The 19,001-nt window shown below is 72.3% G+C and carries 18 protein-coding genes and 2 pseudogenes; 9 read left to right on the forward strand and 11 right to left on the reverse strand.

Features of this window, described 5'->3' with window-relative positions; all coding sequences use genetic code 11:
- Nucleotides 1-178 precede the first annotated feature (178 nt).
- Complete coding sequence (locus AC3ERT_RS12960) at nucleotides 179-979, reverse strand: SDR family NAD(P)-dependent oxidoreductase (protein ID WP_435129821.1); 801 nt, start codon at nucleotides 977-979, stop codon at nucleotides 179-181.
- Nucleotides 980-1,301: 322 nt separating this feature from the next.
- Here AC3ERT_RS12960 and AC3ERT_RS12965 point away from each other — a divergent pair, with 322 nt between their 5' ends.
- On the forward strand, nucleotides 1,302-1,907 hold the full coding sequence (locus tag AC3ERT_RS12965) for a TetR/AcrR family transcriptional regulator (RefSeq protein ID WP_435174079.1): 606 nt from the start codon (nucleotides 1,302-1,304) through the stop codon (nucleotides 1,905-1,907).
- Nucleotides 1,908-2,057: 150 nt separating this feature from the next.
- Nucleotides 2,058-2,285 (forward strand): annotated as a pseudogene (locus tag AC3ERT_RS12970) (isochorismatase family protein); the annotation flags it as partial.
- A gap of 124 nt (nucleotides 2,286-2,409) precedes the next feature.
- Here the strand turns inward: AC3ERT_RS12970 and AC3ERT_RS12975 are convergent.
- Nucleotides 2,410-2,703 carry a muconolactone Delta-isomerase family protein gene (locus AC3ERT_RS12975; protein ID WP_435129827.1) on the reverse strand — a complete coding sequence of 98 codons (294 nt, stop codon included), beginning with the start codon at nucleotides 2,701-2,703 and terminating at the stop codon, nucleotides 2,410-2,412.
- A 143-nt stretch (nucleotides 2,704-2,846) separates the two neighbouring features.
- Between AC3ERT_RS12975 and AC3ERT_RS12980 the strand changes: the two genes are divergently transcribed.
- Nucleotides 2,847-3,182: an ArsR/SmtB family transcription factor gene (locus AC3ERT_RS12980; RefSeq protein WP_335979791.1), complete on the forward strand. Its 336-nt coding sequence runs from the start codon at nucleotides 2,847-2,849 to the stop codon at nucleotides 3,180-3,182.
- 40 nt (nucleotides 3,183-3,222) lie between these two features.
- On the opposite strand, the gene AC3ERT_RS12985 is transcribed toward AC3ERT_RS12980, so the two are convergent.
- Together AC3ERT_RS12985 and AC3ERT_RS12990 are read right to left on the reverse strand one after the other, a co-directional pair.
- Entirely contained in the window at nucleotides 3,223-4,695 is a 1,473-nt protein-coding gene (locus AC3ERT_RS12985) for a glycosyltransferase (protein WP_435174081.1), read from the reverse strand.
- The gene (locus AC3ERT_RS12990; RefSeq protein WP_435174083.1) at nucleotides 4,692-4,859 is read right to left on the reverse strand and encodes a hypothetical protein; all 168 of its coding nucleotides are present in this window, start codon (nucleotides 4,857-4,859) and stop codon (nucleotides 4,692-4,694) included. The genes AC3ERT_RS12985 and AC3ERT_RS12990 overlap by 4 nt, the downstream gene beginning before the upstream one ends.
- Before the next feature lie 289 nt (nucleotides 4,860-5,148).
- Here AC3ERT_RS12990 and AC3ERT_RS12995 point away from each other — a divergent pair, with 289 nt between their 5' ends.
- Entirely contained in the window at nucleotides 5,149-6,096 is a 948-nt protein-coding gene (locus AC3ERT_RS12995; RefSeq protein WP_435174085.1) for a DUF389 domain-containing protein, read from the forward strand.
- A 104-nt stretch (nucleotides 6,097-6,200) separates the two neighbouring features.
- Here AC3ERT_RS12995 and AC3ERT_RS13000 read toward each other — a convergent pair whose 3' ends face one another.
- A complete protein-coding gene (locus AC3ERT_RS13000) occupies nucleotides 6,201-10,364 on the reverse strand; it encodes a S53 family peptidase (RefSeq protein WP_435174086.1) in 4,164 nt (1,387 codons plus the stop codon).
- Between the two features lie 159 nt (nucleotides 10,365-10,523).
- On the opposite strand from AC3ERT_RS13000, the gene AC3ERT_RS13005 reads away from it, so the two are divergent.
- Nucleotides 10,524-11,498 carry a helix-turn-helix domain-containing protein gene (locus tag AC3ERT_RS13005; RefSeq protein WP_335979800.1) on the forward strand — a complete coding sequence of 325 codons (975 nt, stop codon included), beginning with the start codon at nucleotides 10,524-10,526 and terminating at the stop codon, nucleotides 11,496-11,498.
- Nucleotides 11,499-11,531: 33 nt separating this feature from the next.
- Here the strand turns inward: AC3ERT_RS13005 and AC3ERT_RS13010 are convergent, their stop codons facing one another.
- The 5 genes and pseudogenes from AC3ERT_RS13010 to AC3ERT_RS13030 all read right to left on the reverse strand — a co-directional run bounded on the left by AC3ERT_RS13010 (nucleotide 11,532) and on the right by AC3ERT_RS13030 (nucleotide 16,384).
- The gene (locus tag AC3ERT_RS13010) at nucleotides 11,532-11,711 is read right to left on the reverse strand and encodes a response regulator transcription factor (RefSeq protein ID WP_435174088.1); all 180 of its coding nucleotides are present in this window, start codon (nucleotides 11,709-11,711) and stop codon (nucleotides 11,532-11,534) included.
- 205 nt (nucleotides 11,712-11,916) lie between these two features.
- Nucleotides 11,917-12,153 (reverse strand): annotated as a pseudogene (locus tag AC3ERT_RS13015) (response regulator); the annotation flags it as partial.
- Between the two features lie 53 nt (nucleotides 12,154-12,206).
- Complete coding sequence (locus AC3ERT_RS13020; RefSeq protein WP_435174090.1) at nucleotides 12,207-13,427, reverse strand: sensor histidine kinase; 1,221 nt, start codon at nucleotides 13,425-13,427, stop codon at nucleotides 12,207-12,209.
- Between the two features lie 131 nt (nucleotides 13,428-13,558).
- Complete coding sequence (locus tag AC3ERT_RS13025; protein ID WP_435174092.1) at nucleotides 13,559-15,871, reverse strand: MMPL family transporter; 2,313 nt, start codon at nucleotides 15,869-15,871, stop codon at nucleotides 13,559-13,561.
- A gap of 198 nt (nucleotides 15,872-16,069) precedes the next feature.
- A complete protein-coding gene (locus AC3ERT_RS13030; protein ID WP_435174094.1) occupies nucleotides 16,070-16,384 on the reverse strand; it encodes a hypothetical protein in 315 nt (104 codons plus the stop codon).
- A gap of 203 nt (nucleotides 16,385-16,587) precedes the next feature.
- On the opposite strand from AC3ERT_RS13030, the gene AC3ERT_RS13035 reads away from it, so the two are divergent.
- The 4 genes from AC3ERT_RS13035 to AC3ERT_RS13050 all read left to right on the forward strand — a co-directional run bounded on the left by AC3ERT_RS13035 (nucleotide 16,588) and on the right by AC3ERT_RS13050 (nucleotide 18,637).
- The gene (locus AC3ERT_RS13035) at nucleotides 16,588-17,097 is read left to right on the forward strand and encodes a SigE family RNA polymerase sigma factor (RefSeq protein ID WP_435174096.1); all 510 of its coding nucleotides are present in this window, start codon (nucleotides 16,588-16,590) and stop codon (nucleotides 17,095-17,097) included.
- A gap of 8 nt (nucleotides 17,098-17,105) precedes the next feature.
- Nucleotides 17,106-17,537 carry a hypothetical protein gene (locus AC3ERT_RS13040; protein ID WP_435174097.1) on the forward strand — a complete coding sequence of 144 codons (432 nt, stop codon included), beginning with the start codon at nucleotides 17,106-17,108 and terminating at the stop codon, nucleotides 17,535-17,537.
- A gap of 159 nt (nucleotides 17,538-17,696) precedes the next feature.
- Nucleotides 17,697-18,161, forward strand: coding sequence for a MerR family transcriptional regulator (locus AC3ERT_RS13045; protein WP_435174098.1), 465 nt, complete (start codon nucleotides 17,697-17,699; stop codon nucleotides 18,159-18,161).
- The gene (locus tag AC3ERT_RS13050; RefSeq protein WP_435174100.1) at nucleotides 18,158-18,637 is read left to right on the forward strand and encodes a carboxymuconolactone decarboxylase family protein; all 480 of its coding nucleotides are present in this window, start codon (nucleotides 18,158-18,160) and stop codon (nucleotides 18,635-18,637) included. The genes AC3ERT_RS13045 and AC3ERT_RS13050 overlap by 4 nt, the downstream gene beginning before the upstream one ends.
- On the opposite strand, the gene AC3ERT_RS13055 is transcribed toward AC3ERT_RS13050, so the two are convergent.
- On the reverse strand, nucleotides 18,546-18,863 hold the full coding sequence (locus tag AC3ERT_RS13055; protein WP_435174102.1) for an FCD domain-containing protein: 318 nt from the start codon (nucleotides 18,861-18,863) through the stop codon (nucleotides 18,546-18,548). The two genes, AC3ERT_RS13050 and AC3ERT_RS13055, sit on opposite strands and share 92 nt — an antisense overlap.
- Nucleotides 18,864-19,001 lie beyond the last annotated feature (138 nt).

Here is a 19,001-nt window from a genome sequence, read left to right on the forward strand (position 1 = left end):
GCTTGTGCTTGGGTGACCCCCCCCCCACCGGGACGAGACCTGGCCGGCGCCGCCGCGGACGCGGACTTCCCGGCCGGTCATCAAGCCGCCGCGGCCGCAGGCGTGCACCGCGTCTACGACGCCGGTCTCCGCGTCGCCGTAGCGGCGGTGCACGCCCCTGTCCGCGGAGGGGTGCCGGCTACAGGCGCTCGCCGCCGGTGGCGTCGATGATCTGGCCCGTGATCCACCGGGCGTCGTGGGAGGCGAGAAGGACGACGACATCGCCGACGTCGGTGGGATCGCCCATGCGGCGGAGGGCGCGGGCCGCGACGCGGCCGGCGATGGCCTCGGAGTTCCCGCGCAACCAGTGGGCGTTCATGTCGGTGTCGGTGGTGCCGGGGCGGATGGCGTTGACGGTGATGCCGCGCGGGCCGAGGTGCTGGGCGAGCGGGCCCGTGAGAGCTTCGAGGGCTCCCTTGGACATGGTGTATCCGACGATGCCGGGCATGGGGAGGCGGGCGGCGCCTGAGGAGACGTTCACCACGCGTCCGCCGTCGGCCAGGCGCGGCAGCGCTTCCTTGATGATCAGGAACGGCGCGGTGGCGTTGATCTGCAGCAGGCGGTTGACGTCCTCGGCGGAGGTCTCCTCGATGACGCCGTCGACGACGATCCCGGCGTTGTTCACCAGTATCCGCACGGGCGCGTCGCGCAACTCGCCCGCGGCCGCGTCGTAGGCGGCCCAGAAGGCGGTGCCGGAGTCGGGTTCGGCCAGGTCGGCGGCGAAGGAGAACGCCGCGCCACCGGCCGCGACGATCTTCCCCACGACGTCGGCCGCGGCGGCCTCGTCCTGGCGGTAGTGGACTGCGACGGTGTACCCCTCGGCGCCGAGACGGCCGGCGATGGCGGCTCCGATGCCGCGGCTGCCGCCGGTGACGACAGCGATGCCGTCGGGCTTACGGGCGTCGAGCGCTTCGATGTCGCGCAGGTCGGTGTCAGACATGGTGCCTCTCTGTCGCCCGCGATCGGGCGGTACTGGGTGCTGATGACGTGGACGCTCCCCCGCTCTACTCGCTCACGGCGGCGTCCACGGAGGGGGAACCTCGACCCCCCGACTTCTATTCCGATCGGAATAGAAGTCGCCAAGCCAGCGATGCGGGTGTGCCGCACGCGACCGCGGGCCGCCCGCGACGACGCCTTCCGCGAAGCGCCTGACGACCGCCGTCGCGGGTGAGAACCAAGGCCATCCGAGGGCATACGCCTTCTAGTCCGATCGGTATACATTTCAGCCCAGATCGCCGCTCGTAGTGGAGTAGCCTGCACACATGGCTGGTTCGCGGAACGTCGTCATGGGTCGGCCTCGGGAATTCGACATCGACGAGGCGCTTGAGCGCGCCATGCAGCTGTTCTGGGAGCGGGGATACGAAGGGGTCAGCCTCACCGATCTGACCAAGGCCATGGGCATCACGAAGCCAAGCCTGTACGCGGCCTTCGGCGACAAGAAGGAACTGTTCCGCAAAGCCCTGGAGCGCTACAGCGAGGGCCCGGCCGACTACGGCACGCGCGCCCTTGAGGAGCCGACCGCACGAGGCGTGGCCGAGGCAATCCTCCATGGAGCGGTCCGGACCACGACACGCCCGGGCTGCCCTGCGGGATGCCTGGGCGTGCAGGGCGCGTTGGCGTCGAGCGAAGCGGGGCGTCCCGCGCACGACATGCTGGTCGAGTGGCGGAACACCGGCGCTCTGCGCCTTGAGGAGCGTTTCCGGCGGGCCGTCGACGAGAGCGATCTGCCGCGCGACGCCGACCCCCGACGGCTCGCCCGACACGTGATGACGGTGGCGTTCGGCATCGCCGTCCAGGCCGCCAGCGGCCTCAGCCGCGACGAACTCCAGGACATCGCGGACATGGCACTGGAGTGCTGGCTGCCATAGGGGGCGTGCGGCGGACAGGCGCGGGACGTTTCCGGCCAGTGCTGACCGGTCTGGAAGCGCGGCGACAGCGGCCCTCGCCTACCCGCCCGCCCGAGATCATCGGTCTTCCGGTCGCGGCCGGGTCGCCGCTTCCAGGTTGCGGACAAGCTCCGCGCCCGGGGCATCGACACCCTCGTCCTCAGCGGCGTCACCACCAGCGGCGTCGTCCTGTCCACCCTGCTCGACGCCGCCGACCGCGACTACCGCGTCTACGTGCTGTCCGACGGTGTCGCCGACTGCGACCCCGAGGCGCACTCCACCCTGATCACCAAGGTCTTCCCCTCCCGCGCCCACCTCATCACCACGGACGAGCTGCGGACCCTCGTACGCAAGGGGTGAACCGTACGCTCCGCAGCGGGCGTTCCTGACGTGGAGCGGCGCCTTCGCTCTGAGGGGGCGGGGCGCCGCTCCGCGCCGCGGATGCCCGCCAGTGGCGCCGGCGGCATCCCTGGTGGCGCGTTCGTCAGGACGCGGCCGCGGCCTCGATCGTCATGGGGTGCGTGGCAAGGAGCGTGATGTCGATGTCGGCGTACGGGCGTACGGGCAGGCTCTCCAGCGCCTCTTCCAGGGCGTCGGCGTCAGGGGCGGTCCAGATGCCGACGTTGGCGCGCTGACCGGGCAGGCGCCAGAAGTGGCGCAGCACGCCCTGGCTCATGAGCTCGCGTCCGCGGGCGCGCTCCCGCTTGATGAGGTCCTCGCGTTCACCGGGGGGCAGTTCGGATGCGCGAGAGGTGTTGATGCGTACGAGGAAGTCCATCGCCTCGTGTTCCCTTCCTTCGGGTGGCAGGTCCGCATCCGGCGGACGTGGGTCCGCGACAGAGCCCGCGACAGCGTCCGCGGCGGATGCGGATCGACCATACATCGATATTCGTCGAACATCGATGTATGTAGGCTGTCCCTATGCCACGTCAGCTGCGTCACCCCGATCCGCAGGGGATTCCGCTCGCCCAGGTCCTGTCCGCCCTCGGCGACCCGGCTCGGCTGCGGATCATGACGGTGCTGTCCGATCACCGGGAGCACGTGCGGGAGGACTTCCAGCTGGGAGTAGGGCCCTCGACCGTCAGCCATCACATGCGGACGCTCCGGGAAGCGGGCCTGACCTGGCACCGCATGGAGGGGACGCGGTGTTTCGTGTCCCTGCGCGACGAGGCGCTCCAGCGGTTTCCGGACGTCGTGGAGAACGTACTGCGCGTGCACGCGGCGCACGAGGCGGAGGCCGAGGGTGCGGCGAGGTAGGGCGCCGCTCCCCGAAGCAAGCCGGTGGTCGCGATGCCGGTCAGTCGGACGCCCGCGGTGCGGCCCCCGCCGCGGTGCGGTGCGGGCCGGAGGGCAGGGGCACCGCGCCGTCTGCGTACACTTCCACGGTCTCGCGGGTGAGCCAGCCGGTGCGGGCGCAGGTCGCCAAGCCGTACCAGCGCACGGCGCGCAGGACCGTGAGGCTCCACAGGGTCATCAGGGGTGCGCAGGCGAAGACGAGCAGTCGGGTGCGGAGTCGTTCGTTGTCGGGGCGGATGGCCAGGTAGCGCAGGCTGTGGAGGTAGCCGAGCGCGATGGGCATGAGGAGAAGGACCGCCAGCGGGGCTGTCCTGCTGATCGGTTGCAGGAGGATGAACCAGGTGAAGACCGCGGCGGTGGCCAGGGTGATGAACCAGTTGAGTGCCTGGTTCCAGAAGGCGTAGCCCTTGAGCGGGAGGTACCTCACGCGCCAGAAGGAGCGGATCGCGGAGCCGCGCATCCAGCGGATCTGCTGGCGGAGGTGGTGGCTGAGGTTCTGCGGCATGGTGGCGCGGGCGAACGCGGTCGGCTGCTGGACCGTCCTGCCGCGGAGCTTGGCCAGGAGCGTCAGCAAGGAGTCGTCGGAGAAGGTGACGGGACGCCCCATGAACGTCTCGTTGAGGTAGGCGTCGGCGTTGTCCCGCACTACCTGCGCCCGGTAGGAGGCGCAGCCCCCGGTGTTGACCACGACGGAGCCCAGGACCGACTGCGCGGAGCGCTCGTTGAGCTGCCAACTGACCGCGTACAGGTCGAACAGGCGGGTCAGCCAGTTGGTGTGGGCATTGGCCGACAGGACCACGGCGGCCACCGACTGCACCTCGGCGTCCGCGAAGGGCTGGTGCAGTTCGTCGAGCGCGAGCCGGTCGAGTTCGGCGTCGGAGTCGATGGTCACGAAGTAGTCCGCGTCCGGGCTCGCCGCGGCGGCGGTGAGCTGGGCGTGCCGCTTGCCGCGGTTGTCGGTGCGCTGCCAGACGACCCGGACGCCCGCATCGGCCGCGGCCGGTTCGAACCACTCCCGCACGGCCTCGTAGCCGACGCTGCTTCCGTCGTCGGTGACGTTCACCGAGTCCGGAAGCCGCGTCTGGTCCAGCAGGGACTGCAAGGAGCGCCGCAGCAGCAGCGGGTCCTCGTTGTAGACGGGGATCAGGACGCAGACGTGGGAGGCGTCCAGGACGGCCTGCTGCGCCGGGGACGCCCGGTACGGGCGTTCGGCGTAGGCCAGCAGCGTCTGCCACAGCAGCCACAGGCAGGTCAGGGAGTACAGGAGGACGAAGGGAGGCCGGCCCCCGCCGCCGAGGGAGGTGAAGGCGTCCACCCGGCGCAGGACGAGGTAGCCGAGGGCCGGCGCGGTGACGGTGGCCGCGGCCAGCACACGGCGGCCGCGCGCGGAGACGGGTCTGACGCGGATCGTGCCGAACTGCCTGGGGACGCGTCGCCGGCCGGTGCCGCTGCCGCGCCGTTCGTTCCCGCTCATGATCCGGCGGGGCGGTTGCGCCGCCACGCGAGCCGCAGCATCACGACACCGGTCACGACGATCGCGGCGGCCACGGCGAGCAGCCACATCTCGCCGACGGCGAACCCCAGTACGGTGACGGTGCCCAGCCCTGCGCCGGTTTTCGCCAACTGCCCCTCAGACATGCGTCTTCCCCTTCGTCGCGGGAGGCGCGCGGTGTGAACGGCTCGGGCGATACCGATCGAGCCCAGTCGGCCGCGCCTTGCTCCGGAGGAGTTCCCCCGCGGGTCGTCCCGGGTGCCGTGCGCGTCGATCGTTCGTTCCCATGGCCTAGAACTTCGGGGGCGTCGTGTGGGGTCGCGGTGTTCCGCACGAGGCGCGGGTCGTGCCTGGAGGTCGCCTAGACTGCGAGCCGGCAGAACGGCGGCGACGGGTCGCCGCGCCGTCACCGAACGCCCGCAGGAGGCAGGCTCCGTGCTCCAGTTCCGCCTGATCGTCCCCGCGGACCGTACCGGCGCGGCCACCGAGCTGATCACCGCGACCGTGGGCGCGACCCACCTGACCGTGCTCAAGGGTGCCGCCCTGGACCCGCCCGGTGACGTGGTGACCTGTGACGTCGCCCGCGAGGCGGCGGACCCGCTGCTCACCGGGCTGCGCCGGCTCGGTCTGGAGGAGGACGGGCTGATCGCGGTGGACTCCGTCGACATGACGCTGTCCCGCAGATCGGACGCGGCGGAACGGGCCGCCCCCGGAGAGGGCGCGGACGCGGTGCTGTGGGACTCGATGGCGCACCTGACCGAGGAGGAGTCCACCCTCACCGTCACGTATCTCGCGTTCCTCTCCGTGGCGACGATGCTCGCCGCCTACGGGGTCATGCTGGACAGTTCCATCCTGATCGTGGGTGCGATGGTGGTGGGTCCGGAGTTCGGTCCGCTGGCCGGGATCTGCACCGGGCTGATACTCCGCAGGACCAGGCTCGTCCGGCAGTCGGCCAAGGCCCTGGTCATCGGGTTCCTGACGGCGATGCTGGTCACCGGCGCGTTCGGCGCGCTCCTCGACCTGCTCGGGCTGTTCAGCCGCTCGCAGTTCGACCGGCCGCACCCCGCCACCCAGTTCATCTGGCAGCCGACCGCCGACTCCTTCGTGGTGGCCCTGCTGGCCGGCATCGCCGGGATGCTCTCCCTGACCTCGGCGAAGTCCGGCGCGCTGGTCGGCGTCGCGATCTCCGTGACGACGGTCCCGGCCGCCGCGAACGCCGCGCTCGCCCTGTCCTACACCTCCTGGCACGAAGTGCTCGGCTCCGCATGGCAGTTGGCCCTCAACCTCGCGGGCATCATCGTGGCCGGCCTGCTCACGATGCTGATCCAGAAACAGGTCTGGCACCAGCAGCGCAAGCGCACCGCGGCAGCCGCCAAACGCTGACAGTCCCCGGGACACCCGGGCCCCCGGGACACCCGGGCCCGCGGCATCCGGGCCCGCGGCATCCGGCCGGGCCGCCCGGACAGGGGCGGCCCGGCCGGGGGCCGTCACCTCATCGCGGCGAGCGCGGTGTCGACGCCGGCCAGCGGAGATCCGAGGCCGGTCACGGTGTCGTACCCGGGGCCCGCGGTGCACTCGGCGCCGCACAGGCCGTTGGAACCCGCGGTGACGTCGTCGAGCCGGGGGCCCAGGGCGTACACATCGGTGTGGGCGGTGTCGCCCTGCGGTCCGGCCGCGGCCAGCGGCGCCTTGCCCGCCTGGGCGCGGAGCTGGTCGGCCGCGCTGATCAGGGCGGCCCAGGACGGCGCGGACAGGCTGGTGCCGCCGACCTCCATCCACACCGGGCTTCCGCCGGCACTCGTGTAGACGGCCACGCCGGTGTTCGGGTCCGCGACGAAGCTGACGTCCGGGGTGGCACGGTACTGCGAGCCCTGCACGCCCTTCTGGTAGGCCGGGCGCTTCTCGAAGTAGCTGAGGCCGCCGCCGGTCGAGGACCAGGCGGTCTCACCGAGGGTGGTGCCGTCGGCGTCCAACTGGAGGCTCGTGCCGCCGATGGCCAGCGCGTAGGGGTTGGTGCTGGAGTAGCCGGCCGGGTAGCCGGCGTCCCCGGTGGACTGGGTGCACACGGAGTCGCTGAGCGCGCAGTGGCCGTCGTAGAAGGACTCCTCGGAGAACTCCGGCATGCCCCAGCTGTCGCTGACGGCGGCCGGGTGCAGCGAGGCGGCCTTGTCGACGGCCTGGTAGAGCCCGGCGGCGGAGGCGTCGGCCGCTTCCACCAGGACGATCTCGGCGTGCGGTGCCACGGAGTGCGCCCACTCGATGTCGAGGGCCTCCTCTTCCTCCCAGTTGGCGTCGGCGGCCGGCCGGGTGCCGTCGGCGTACACCTGCTGGAAGTCGAAGCAGTCGGTGCCGGCCGGGACGCTGTCGCAGGTCTGCGGCAGGCCGAAGTGGCCGGCGAAGTGGTTCAGGTCGTCCTTCGCGGTCGGGTAGTCGTAGGCGTCGACGATGGCGATCTTCTGTCCGGTGCCGTCGCCGGTCAGTCCCAGCCGGGCCTGGATCTGCTGCGGGGTGTAGCCCTTGGTGGGTTCGCCGGTGTCGTCCGCCCGGGCCGCGACGGTCGACTTGACCTCCAGCGACGGGGTGGCGGTACCCGTGGTGGGCAGGGTGGCGCCTGCGAACGGGGTGGCGGCCGTCACGCTGTCGCCCTGGCCACCCTTCTGCTTGGCGGCCAGGTCCCTGGGTGCCTTGCCGCTTCGCGGCTGGACGGAGCGGGTGGCGGCGCCGGCCGGCTGCGGGGTGTCGGTGACCTGCTGGACCGTCACGCCGTGCGGGTAGCTGTCCACCGCGATCATGTCGGCGCCGAACCCGCCGGTGCTCAGGGTGAGGTCGTAGGCGGCGTTGTCCAGCGGGAGGCCGACGATGTCGGTGGCCTTGCCGCCGGTCAGGTCCACTGCGGTGGCGGTGCCCGCGTACAGCGAGAAGTCCTCGCTGGTGCTGGAGAGGTAGTCGCCGGACTTCGGGAACGGCTGGTCGTACTGCTCAAGGCCGCCGACGGCCCCGACGAACGTCTCCTTCCCGCCCGTGGTGGTGGCGAAGAGGCCCTGCTGGTTGTTCGGGAGCGTCCCGACGTCGTAGGGCGTGCTTCCGTCGGCGGGGTAGACCGTCATCTGGAAGGAGTGCAGTTCGACCAGGCCGTACTTCGCCGAGGCGGCGAAGCCCTGGAAGGTGTTGGCTCCGGTGGAGTCGTGCTCGGAGACGACCTTGCCGGTGGCCGCGTCCACGATCTGCACCCGGTGCTTGCCGGTGGCGGGCTTGTCACCGCCGAAGGCGAACGCCACCCCCGCGCCGCCGGTGCCGGGGATCGCCGTGCTGGCGAAGGCCCCGGCCTGCTGCTGTATCCAGGTGGCCGAGGCGGTATCGGTGTTTGCGGGCTGCTCGCTCCACAGTTGCGTGCCGGTGCCCGCGTCCAGGGCCACGGCGGTCGGCGCGGGGTCGCTCGGTCCGGTGCCGAAGGCCGACCGGGCGCCCCCGTACTCCAGGAAGAGCCGTCCCCGGCCGTCGGTGGCGGGGGTGGAGTAGAGGACCTGCTTGCTGCCGACGCCGGCCGGGCGGTACTGCCACGTCCGGGAGCCGTCGGCGGTGTAGGCGGCGACGCTGCTCGCACCGGTCGCGACGATCTCGCCCCTGGTGACGGCCAGGCCGTACTGGAAGGAGCCCGTGGTGATGTCGGCGCCGACCTTGCCGGTGGCCGGGTCGAGCACCGCGAAGCCGTGGGACGTGGCGGCGACGACGTGCGGGGCGGTCCTGCCGTGCCGGTCGGCGACGTTCGCCACCTGGATCTGGTGGACGGCCGCGCTGACGGCGGTGTGCCACAGGACGGTCGGTGCGGCGTTCTTCAGGGAGCGGCCGTCCAGGGCGAAGACACCGTGGCTCTGGCCGCCGACTATCAGGTCCTTGACGCCGTCGCCGTTGGCGTCGATGGACGCCGCGCCGTAGTTCTCGCTGAACAGCGGCAGGTCGACCGCCTTGCCGCCGGCCTTGTCCAGCGTCCAGGCGTTGAGGTCCAGCCCGACGCTGAGCAGGCCGCCCCGGTACGCGGTCACCTGGTCGCCGGTCACGTCGCCGTCACGGCGCCACTCGAGAGAGCCGTTCCGGGCGTCAACGGCGAGCAGTTGGGTGTGGTAGACGCCCTCCGGCTCCGACGCGCTGTCCGCGACGTTGTCGGCGACGGCGGCGTAGACCTGGCCGTGGCCTGACGCGTCGAAGGCCAGCGACAGGGTGGGCGCGTCGGGGTTGCCGACGGTGCTGGCGGTCTGCCGGGTCCACACGGTGTCGCCGCCCGCGTCCCAACCGGAGATCGTGCTCTGCCCGTCGCTCAGGTCGGCGTTGATGCCGAGTTCCGCGACGGCGTAGCGGGCCTGCTTGCCGTGGGCCTGGCCGTTGACGACGAAGTCCTCGGGGATGGTGTTGTCACGCGAGGCCAGTACGGTCCGCGCGCCGGTGCGCGCGTCCACCGCCGTCAGGTCCCACCGCACCGCGTCGTAGGGGTCGTTCTGCTCGGCGACCAACACCCGGTCCGAGCCCGGGTCCTGCTGGAGGATGCGCGGGTAGCCCGGGGTCCTGGTGTCGACCAGGGCCTTGCCGCCGGCCGTGCTCACGACCAGGACGTGGCCGGCCGCCGGCCTCGGGTTGCCCAGGCCGAAGGGCGTGTCCGTCCAACCGACCGTGATCCGGCCGTCGTTCAGGGGCTCGATGTCCGTCCAGTCGGCCCAGGGCGCGCCGGTGCTGTACGTCCAGGCCTTCTCGGCGGCGACGTCGCCGCTCCTGCGCGCGGTGAAGGAGTAGGCGAGCAGGGAACTGCGGCTGTCCCCCTGGGTGGCCACCGGGTCGTCGCCCCAGTCCGGTCCTGTGGTGTCGGCGACGATCAGCTTGCCGTCCTGTGCCAGGAGCGAGCCGACGTATCCCGGCAGGAGCTGGTGCCACAGCATGCGGCCGGTGCGGCCGTCGAGCACGTTGACGAACGTGCCCGACGGCAGGTCGGAGCCGGGCGAGGTGAAGGGCCGGGCCGGGTACTGGCCCACCGAGTAGGCGACCGCGACGTCCGCGACGCCGTCAGCGTTGAAGTCGGCCTGGGCGAAGGGGTGCCGGCCGGACGACGACGGCTCGTAGGGGTTGTAGCCCTCGGACATCACCGGGGTGAACGCCTGGGGCTGGTAGGAGTTCGCCGGCGCCACCTTCCAGTCGTCGTAGAGCGAGCCGCTGGTGCGCTGCCACACCGGGTCGCCGTGGGCGTCGTAGCGGGTGACGGAGCCGCCGGCGGACAGGGCCACCCAGTCCCCGGTGCCCTTCAGGGCCAGGGTGGAGACGGAGCCGCGCGCGCTCTCCCAGGTCGTGGACTGGTCGATGGCGGTCGTCGCCGGGGCCGCCGACGTGCCGGACGCGGCGGTCGACGAGGGGGCGGCCGTCGACGAGGCGGCCGTCGACGACGTGGACGCGTCGTCTCCCGACGCCGCCGCGGCGACGAACCCGGAGGTACCGTCGGCGCTGCGGGTGTACTTCGCGCTCAGTTCCGCCAACTTGGCGGCGTTCAGACGCACGGGTCCGTGCGCGGCCGGGGCGGCGTGCGCCGCCGGTGCGGACAGCAGCGCCGTCGCTACCGCCAGGGCAGCGGCCAGTGCGCCGCCGCGTAGGGCTTGGCCTGCGGATCTCATCCGAACCGTCACTCCTTTGTCACCGCGAGAGGGGGTGGCTGTACCTTTCCAGCCAGCCGCCGGTGATGGGGACGAACCCGGTGGCCTGTTCCGGCCGTTGTCCGCAGCAGGCCACCTGTCCGGCGGTCATTTCCGGGCAATGGGACGCAAGGAGCCGCGATGCTGGAGCCGGTCGGACTCGACGAGGTGGCCGAGCGGGCCTACGGGGTGATGCTCCGTGAGGAGCAGCTGACCGTGGGCCATCTGGCCGGCCTGCTCGACCTGGCGCCCGCGCGCGCCCGCCAGGCCCTGGACGGCCTCGTGACGGCAGGGCTCGCGCAGTGCCACCCGGGGCGGCCCGCGCGCTACGAACCCGTCGATCCCCGCACCGGGCTGACCGGGTTGATCCGTGCACGCCAGCGCGAACTGGAGCGGGTCGCCGCTGCGGTGGAGACGTACGCGGCCGACTACCACGAGCGAAAGCTGCGGGCCGATCCCCGTCTGCTCGTGGAGGTCATCGAGGGGCCCAACGAGATAACCCGGCGGGTCGGGTCGCTCGTCAACAGCGCGGAGGACGAGATCCTCGCCTTCGACGCGCCGCCCTACGTCTCGCCGGGCGACACCACGTCCCCGTCCGAACGGGCCGCCCTGGAACGCGGCGTGAGCGTGCGCGCCGCGTACGCCACCGAGGTGCTGGCGCTGCCGGAACGGGCCCGGGTCCTGCGGGAGATGATCGCTCTGGGCGAGCAGGCCCGGGTGCTCCCGCGTGTGCCGACCAAGCTGATCGTCGTGGACCGGCGCGAGGCGATCCTCCCCCTCACCGGCTCCGACGCGGGGCAGCGCACCACCGCCGCGTACGTCCGGCGCTCCGGGCTCAGTGACGCCCTGGTGGAACTCTTCGAAGCGCACTGGGCCGTGGCCACACCCGTCTTCGCCGCCGCCGACGCGGCCGAACCGGTCGATCCCGAGATCTCCCCCGAGGACCGTGCGCTGCTCCAACTCCTGAACGCCGGGATGAAGGACGAGGCCATCGCCCGCCAGCTCGATCTCAGCCAGCGCACCTTCCGCCGCCGCATCGCGCACCTGCTGAACCGGCTCGGCGCGACCAGCCGCTTCCAGGCCGGCACCCAGGCGATGCGCCGCGGCTGGCTGTGAACGGGGTGAGCGCTGGTCGGCGAACGGCCGAGCTCAGCGCTTCGACGAGTCAGGCCGCACAAGGCCGTTCTGGTAGGCGATGACGACGAGTTGGGCCCGGTCCCGGGCACCGAGTTTGGTCATGGCGCGCTGGATGTGGGTGCGTACCGTCAGGACACTGAGGACGAGTTCCTCGGCGATCTCGCCATTGGACCTGCCGTGGGCTGCGAGCACGGTGATCTCCTGCTCGCGTGGGGTGAGGTCGCCGAGGCGCTCCGGGGGGGGCCAGCGGCGGTGTGGCGGCCGTGGTGAGGAAGCGGGTGATCAGGGCCTGGGTGGCGCCTGGGGACAGGAGTGCTTCACCTGCTGAGATGGTGCGGATTCCGGCGAGGAGGACGTCGGTCGTGACGTACTTGCCGAGGAAGCCGCTGGCGCCGACACGAAGGGCCTGGGCGACGTACTCCTCGGTTTCGAACATGGTCAGGATGAGGACGCGCGTGCTGGCCAGGTCGGGGTCCTCGCAGATGGCCGCGGTGGCGGCGAGTCCGTCGGTGCCGGGCATGCGGATGTCCATGACGACGACGTCGGGCCGGCGGGCGCGGGTGAGTTCCACGGCCTGCCGGCCGTCGGCGGCCTCGCCGACCACTTCCATGTCGTCGCAGGAGTCGATCAGCACGCGGAAGGTGCCGCGCAGCAGGGCTTGGTCGTCGGCGAGCAGGACGCGGATGGTCAACGGGGTTCCTCGTGCCGGTGGGACAGGTTGTCGACCTGGGGCGGGGGCTGGATGGGCAGGCTGGCGGTGACGTCGAAGCCCCCTTCGGGGCGGGGGCCCGCGTGCAGGTCACCGCCGACGGAGTGGGCGCGTTCGCGCATGCCCATCAGGCCGTAGCCGCCGCCCGGGACCGCCGACCGGACGGGCGGGCCGTCGTTGGTGACGGTGATGAGCAGGCGGGTGTCCGCGTACGTCAGCTGGACGCGGGCCACGTGGTCGGCGGCGTGCTTGGTGGCGTTGGTGAGGGCTTCCTGGATGATCCGGTACGCCGTGAGGTCCACGCCGGGGGTGAGGGGGCGGGCCGACCCGCCGGTGGAGACATCGACCCTCAGGCCCGCAGACTTGCAGGCGGCCAGCAGGTCGGGGAGGCGGTCCAGGCCCGGGGAGGGTTCCAGCGGCCCGGTCTCGGGGGTGTCGCCCTGGCGCAGGACGCCGACGGTGGCGCGCAGCTCCAGCAGGGCGGAGGACGTGGTGCCGACCAGGTCGGTGAGGATCTCGCGGGCCTGCTCCGGGCGGGTGCCTGCGAGGTGGGCGGCGGTACCGGCCTGGGCGTTGGCGACCGCCATGTGGTGGGCGACGACGTCGTGCAGTTCACGGGCGATGCGCAGGCGCTCCTCGGCGACCCGCAGCCGGGCTTCCTCTTCACGGGTTCGTTCGGCATGTGCCGCGCGGTCCTGGGCCGAGCGCAGGTAGGCCCGGCGGAAGCGGCTCAGGACGCCCAGTGACATGGGCAACGCCAGCCACAACACGGTGCCCAGGGAGCGGAGCATGAAGTTGTCGCCGATCGGGGCCCCGGCCAGGGAGGTGGCCACCAGCACGGCGATGGTGGGGTAGCCGTAGAGCCCGGTGGTACGCGGGTCGGTGACGGTGGCGAGCCAGTACAGGCACGCCATGACGGGGGCGAGCAGCAGGGGGCTGGGCAGGTAGCCCATGGCGGTCAGAACCGCGGCGGCCGCCGCGGCGGCGGTCAGCGCCGTGCGGGGACGACGGCGGGCTTCGAGGAGGACGGCGCCGCTGAACAGGGCGAGGACCCGGGCGGCCCAGGGAGTGTGCGGGGGCGTCGAGCCGGCCGTGCTGATGTCGGCCCCCAGCAACATGCAGGCGCACAGCGCCACCGCCAGCACCACTTCCGCCGTTCGCGGGTGGTGCTGCGCGTAGCGTTCCAGGTGGCTCGTCATCGTGGTTCTTTCGGGTGTGCGGGTGCCTGCGTCCATGGTCGCCGATCGCTGCCGCAGGGCGGGCCGCCCGAGAGCGTGTCTCGGGCGGCCCCTGGTCGGCGGCCGCTCGCGCGGCCTCGGCACGTGAGGCGCTATCGGTGTGCCGGGGCGGCCTCGTGCAAAGCGGGCCCCGCTTCCGGCGTGTCCTCCTCGGCGCCGTGCCGGCTGAGGGCCGCGCCCTCGATGTCGACGTGCGGCAGGAAGCGGTCCAGCCACCTCGGCAGCCACCAGGCCTTCTTGCCGAGCAGCGCGAGCACGGCGGGCACGACGGCCATGCGGACGACGAAGGCGTCCAGGAGCACCGCGGCCGCGAGGCCGAAGCCGATCATCTTGATCATCGAGCCCTTCTCCTCGATGAAGCCGGAGAAGACGGCGATCATGATGAGGGCGGCCGCCACCACCACGCGGGCGCTGTGGCGGAACCCGGAGACGACCGCTTGTCCGGCGTCCTCGCCGTGAGCGTGTGCCTCCCGCATCCGCGAGAGCAGGAACACCTCGTAGTCCATGGCCAGGCCGAAGACGATGCCCACCATGAAGATCGGCATCAGGCTCATGATCGGGCCGGTCTGCTGCACACCGAGCAGCCCGGCAAGGTGTCCTTGCTGGAAGACCAGCACGACCAGGCCGAGCGCGGCCAGGACGGACAGCACGAATCCGAGCGCCGCCTTGACCGGCACCAGCACGGACCGGAAGACCACCAGCAGCAGCACGATCGCCAGGCCCACCACGACCGACAGGTAGGGCACCAGTGCGCTCTGGACCTTGGCCGCGACATCGATGTTCAGCGCGGTCGTGCCGGTGACCTCGAATGTCGCGGACGTGCCGGACTCGATCTCCGGCCGGTGGTCGCGGACGGTGGTGACGACGGTCCTGGTCTTCGCGTCGGTGGGACTGGTCGAGGGGGTGGCCGAGAAGATCGCGGTGTCGCCGGCCTTGTCGAAGCTGGGCTGCGAGACCGACACGATCCCCTCGGTCTCGCCGATCCGGGCACTGATCCGGTCCACCGAGGCCTTCGCATCGGGTGCGCCCTTGGCGTCCACCACGATGGTCAGCGGACCGTTGAAGCCGGGACCGAACCCTTTGGCGAGGTCGTCATACGCCCGGCGCTGTGTCGTCGAGGTCGACAGGGCCTCGTCGCCGGGCATGCCCAGGTGCAACTGGGAGACCGGCACGGCCAAGGCACCCAGCCCCAGCACGCCGAACAGCAGCACCACCACAGGACGGCGCAGCACGAACCGCGCCCAGCGGGTACCCAGGTTCTCCTTCTTCCGGTCGGGCCCGGCGCTGTGGTTCTCGCGGCCGCGCGGCGTGACCTCGGCGTCGGTGCCGCGGCGGTGCTCCCGGCCGGGCAGCAGCCTGGCCGGACGGCTTGTTCGGGGCCCCTTGCGGACCCGGCGCGAGAGCACGGCGTTCGGCCAGAACCCGAGCAGGGCCGGGACGATCGTCAGGGCCACCAGCACCGCGACCGAGACGGCGCCTGCCGCGGCCAGGCCCATCTTCGTCAGCGTCGGGATGCCGACGACCGACAGGCCGGCCAGGGCGATCACCACGGTCAGGCCGGCGAAGACCACCGCCGACCCGGCTGTGCCCACCGCCGTGCCGGCCGCCTCCTGCGGCGAACGGCCGCGGGCGCGCTCCTCGCGGTAGCGGGAGATGACGAACAGGGCGTAGTCGATTCCGACGGCCAGGCCGAGCATCATTCCCAGGGTCAGGGTGTCGGATGTCAGCCCGAGCGGGTGTCCCAGCAGCAGTATCCCGAACAGGCTCGCCGCGGCGCCGATGATCGCGGTCAGCAGCGGCATGCCGGCCGCAGCCATCGACCCGAAGGTGACCAGCAGGACGACAGCTGCCACGGCGATGCCGATGCCCTCCGAGACGCCGCTGGGTCCGTCTCCGCCATCCAGCGCGGAGCCGCCCATCTCGACGGTCAGGCCCTCGGCGCGTGCCTGGTCGGCGGCCTTGTCCAGCGCGGTGCGACTGGCGTCGGTCAGATCGTCGGAGGTCACCTTGTAGCTGACCGTCGCATACGCGGTGGTGCCGTCCTTGCTGACCGCCTGCGAGGTGAAGGGATCTGCGACCCCCGCCACCTGCGCATCACCGGCGAGCCGGTGGACGGTGTCCTCGATCGCTGCCCGGTGGTCGGTCGCGGTCACCTGCTGCCCGCCGGGGGCGACGAAGACCAGCTGCGCGGACGCGCCGTCGGCGGCGGCACCGGGAAACCGCTGCTGGATCAGGTCGTATGCCTTCTGGGACTCGATCCCCGGCATGGTCAGGTCCCCGTCGGAGGTTCCCTGGCCGGTCAGTCCGCCGAAGCCCACAGCGGCCAGGATCGCCACCCAGATCAGGGCGACGTAGCGTCGCCGCCGGAAAGCCAACCGGCCCAGTCGATACAGATAGGTCGCCATGCAGGGCACTCCCGAGTCCGCTCGCGATTACCCCGCCAGCCTCGTCGGCCGGGGCCTTCGCGTCGTCGTGCAGCTACAGGCTTCGCGTGTACTGAGATCGCAGTAGGCGCCCGGCAACTTCGTCGGGAATGCGGGGGCGGAGCACCTCGCCGGGGACGGACGCGGGTCCGTGCTCCGGCGAGGTGCGGAGTGCAGCGGTCAGCCCACCGAACTCGCCCGCTGGGCGGCGGTCAGCTCCCAGGGACGGACGGCGCCGGCCGGGTCACCGACCCGGGGGGCGGCCTTGCGGGCAGCGCTCGCAGCGGGGGCCGCCTTCTTCGCCGGGGCCGCCTTCGTCGCGGGGACCGCGGCGGTGCGAGCGGCAGGCACGGCGGCCGGGACCGCGGCCGCCTTGTGGGCCGGGGCCGGGGCCGCGGAGGCGACGCCGACGCCGGCGGCGGCGGCCAGGGCGGTTCCGACGACAAGGGTGTACATCCGGCGCCGGTTCTGCGTGATCTTGCGGTGACTCGTCAACGGTCGTCCTCTGTCTCGTTCTCGGGCCGCCGCTCGTGGCGCGGAAGCCCTTGTGTGAGAGGAGTACGGGGGCGGGCCCGGACGGGTTGCACGCCGGGCGGGGGAACTGCGGGGGAAAACTCTCGCGCCGGACCATGCAACCCCCGCGGCCCGCGCCACGTATGTACTACCGGCGGGGGGTGTGCGAGTGAAGGGTCGCCAGGGTGAGGGAAGCCGTCCGGGAGCGGGAGTTCCGGGAGTTCGCCGAGGCGCGGCAGGCACAGCTCAGACGCAGCGCCTACCTGCTGTGCGGCAACTGGCACCAGGCACAGGACCTGACCCAGACTGCTTTGATGAAGCTGTACGCGGCCTGGGGCCGGGTCTCCCGGGACGGCAACGTGGACGCGTACGCCCGTACCATCCTGACCCGCACCTTCATCGACCAGCAGCGCCGGCAGGGTTGGCGGGAGGAGCCGGTGAGCGAGCCGCCCGACCTGGCCGCCACCTTCCCGGTCACACCCGAGTTGCGCTTGGTGATGCAAGAGGCGCTGAGTGAGCTGCCGCCCCGCTACCGCGCCGTGCTGGTGCTGCGGTTCTGGGAGGACTGGACGGTCGAGCAGACCGCGCAGGCGCTCCGGATCAGTCCGGGGACGGTCAAGAGCCAGAGCGCCCGCGCGCTCGCCCGGCTGAGGGGCATCGTCGAGAGCCTGACCAGTGAACGGACCGACAGGTGAGGCCGGACATGGACGAGCACGACAACGACGCCCTGCACGCCGCCTTCGAAGCGGTCCTCCGCTCGCAGCCGGAACCGCCGCTGCCCAGCGTCACCGATGCCGCGATCGCGGGCGGTCGCCGCATCCGGCGGCGCCGGGCCGCGCTCGCCGCGGTGAGCACCCTGGCGGTCGCTTCCACGGCCCTCACGGTCTTCGGTCTGACCCGGACGGGCGGCGGGCCGACGACGCCGCCGCTGGCCCCCATCGGCACCACCGGCTCGACAGCCCCCGCGCCGCCGCCCCCTTCGACCGCGACCGCGCCGAAGAACCCGGGCGGGGCCTTCCCCTTCCACTCGGCGGCAGCGGGAGCCACGCCCGAGCACAGCGCGGACGACCCGCGCGGCGCGGTCCGGGTGTCGGGCGGCCAGAGCCCGCCGGCCCGCCGGGTGAGCCCCAACTGACGGCGCCCGCACGGCCGCCCACGCCCACCCCACACCACTCGCGGGGCACCGGCGCCGCCACCGGTTGCCCGAAGGCCACGACCGGCCGAGGCACACAGGGCGGTGCGGCACGCGTGGGGGTTTGCGTTTGAGCGCACTCACACCCCTACGGTCCGGGGTATGGAACACGACGAAGCACTGCGGCAGGCCCTGCGCCTGGCGGTGGACCCGCCCGGCGGGGTCTCCGCGGAGGCGCTGCGCGAGCTCGCACGCGACGACGACGCGGCCGAGTGGGACATCGCCACCACCGCGGAGCACCTCGGGGTCAACCCCCACACGTTGCGGTACTACGAACGGATCGGGCTGGTCCGCGTGCCGCGGGACTCGGCCGGGCACCGGCGCTACGACGCGGCGGCGGTCCGCCGGCTGGTGTTCCTGACCCGGATGCGCACCTCGGGCATGCCCATCAGCGACCTGCGCCACTACGTGGAGCTGGTCGACCTCGGCCAGGACACCGTCCCCGAGCGCATGGACATGCTGCTGGAGCACCGCGACACGCTGCGCTCCCAGATCACCCAGCTGCAACTCGCCCTCGCCGCCACCGAGTACAAGATCGCCACCTACCAGGAAGGCCCCCGGCCATGACCGCCGCCACCGCCCAGTCCACCGCCCAGCACGACATCGACAGCCCCGAGAGCCTCGCCCGGCGCCGCCACGGGCAGTCCGTGCTCTCCCGCATCGACGGGCACGCGGGCGAGGCGGTCATCGACTCCCTCGCCGACATCAGCCCGGCCCTCGGCCACCACGTCGCCGCCTTCGCCTTCGGCGACATCTACGACCGGCCCGGCCTCGACCCGCGCAGCCGCCAACTCGTCACCCTCGGGGCGCTCACCGCCCTCGGCGGGTGCGAGCCCCAGCTCAAGGTGCACATCGGCGCCGCCCTCAACGTCGGCATCAGCCGCGAGGAGATCACCGAAGCGCTCCTCCACGCCGCCGTCTACTGCGGTTTCCCCCGTGCCCTGAACGCGACTACCGCCGCCCGCGAGGTCTTCGCCGACCGCGACCGCGACGACGACAGCAACAGCAACGACAGCGACAGCGACAGCAACGGCACCCGCTGACCCCCCGGCGGGACCAGGCGGCGCTGGAGACCAGGGCGGTCTGGTCGCGCAGCTCGTCGAGGGACGTCACCAGCAGGGGGTTGCCGCACTCGGCGTACAGGGCGCGGTGGAAGGCGCGGTTGGCGAGCGAGCGGTCGGCGGCGTCCTCGGCACGGTCGGCGGCGTCCAGCGCGGCGGCGGTCTCCTCCAGCGCGTGCCGGGAGTGGGTGGCGCGGCCGGCGGCCACCGGGGCGCAGTTGACGGTACATCACCCATTCAGCCGGCGACGGTACGACGGAATACAGGCGTCCGCTCCCCGCCGCTGACCGCGCCGTTTCATATACGAGACAGTGCCGTTCGGGGTCGGCGGAAGGGACGTCGGAGA

Source organism: Actinacidiphila sp. bgisy145, assembly GCF_057708125.1.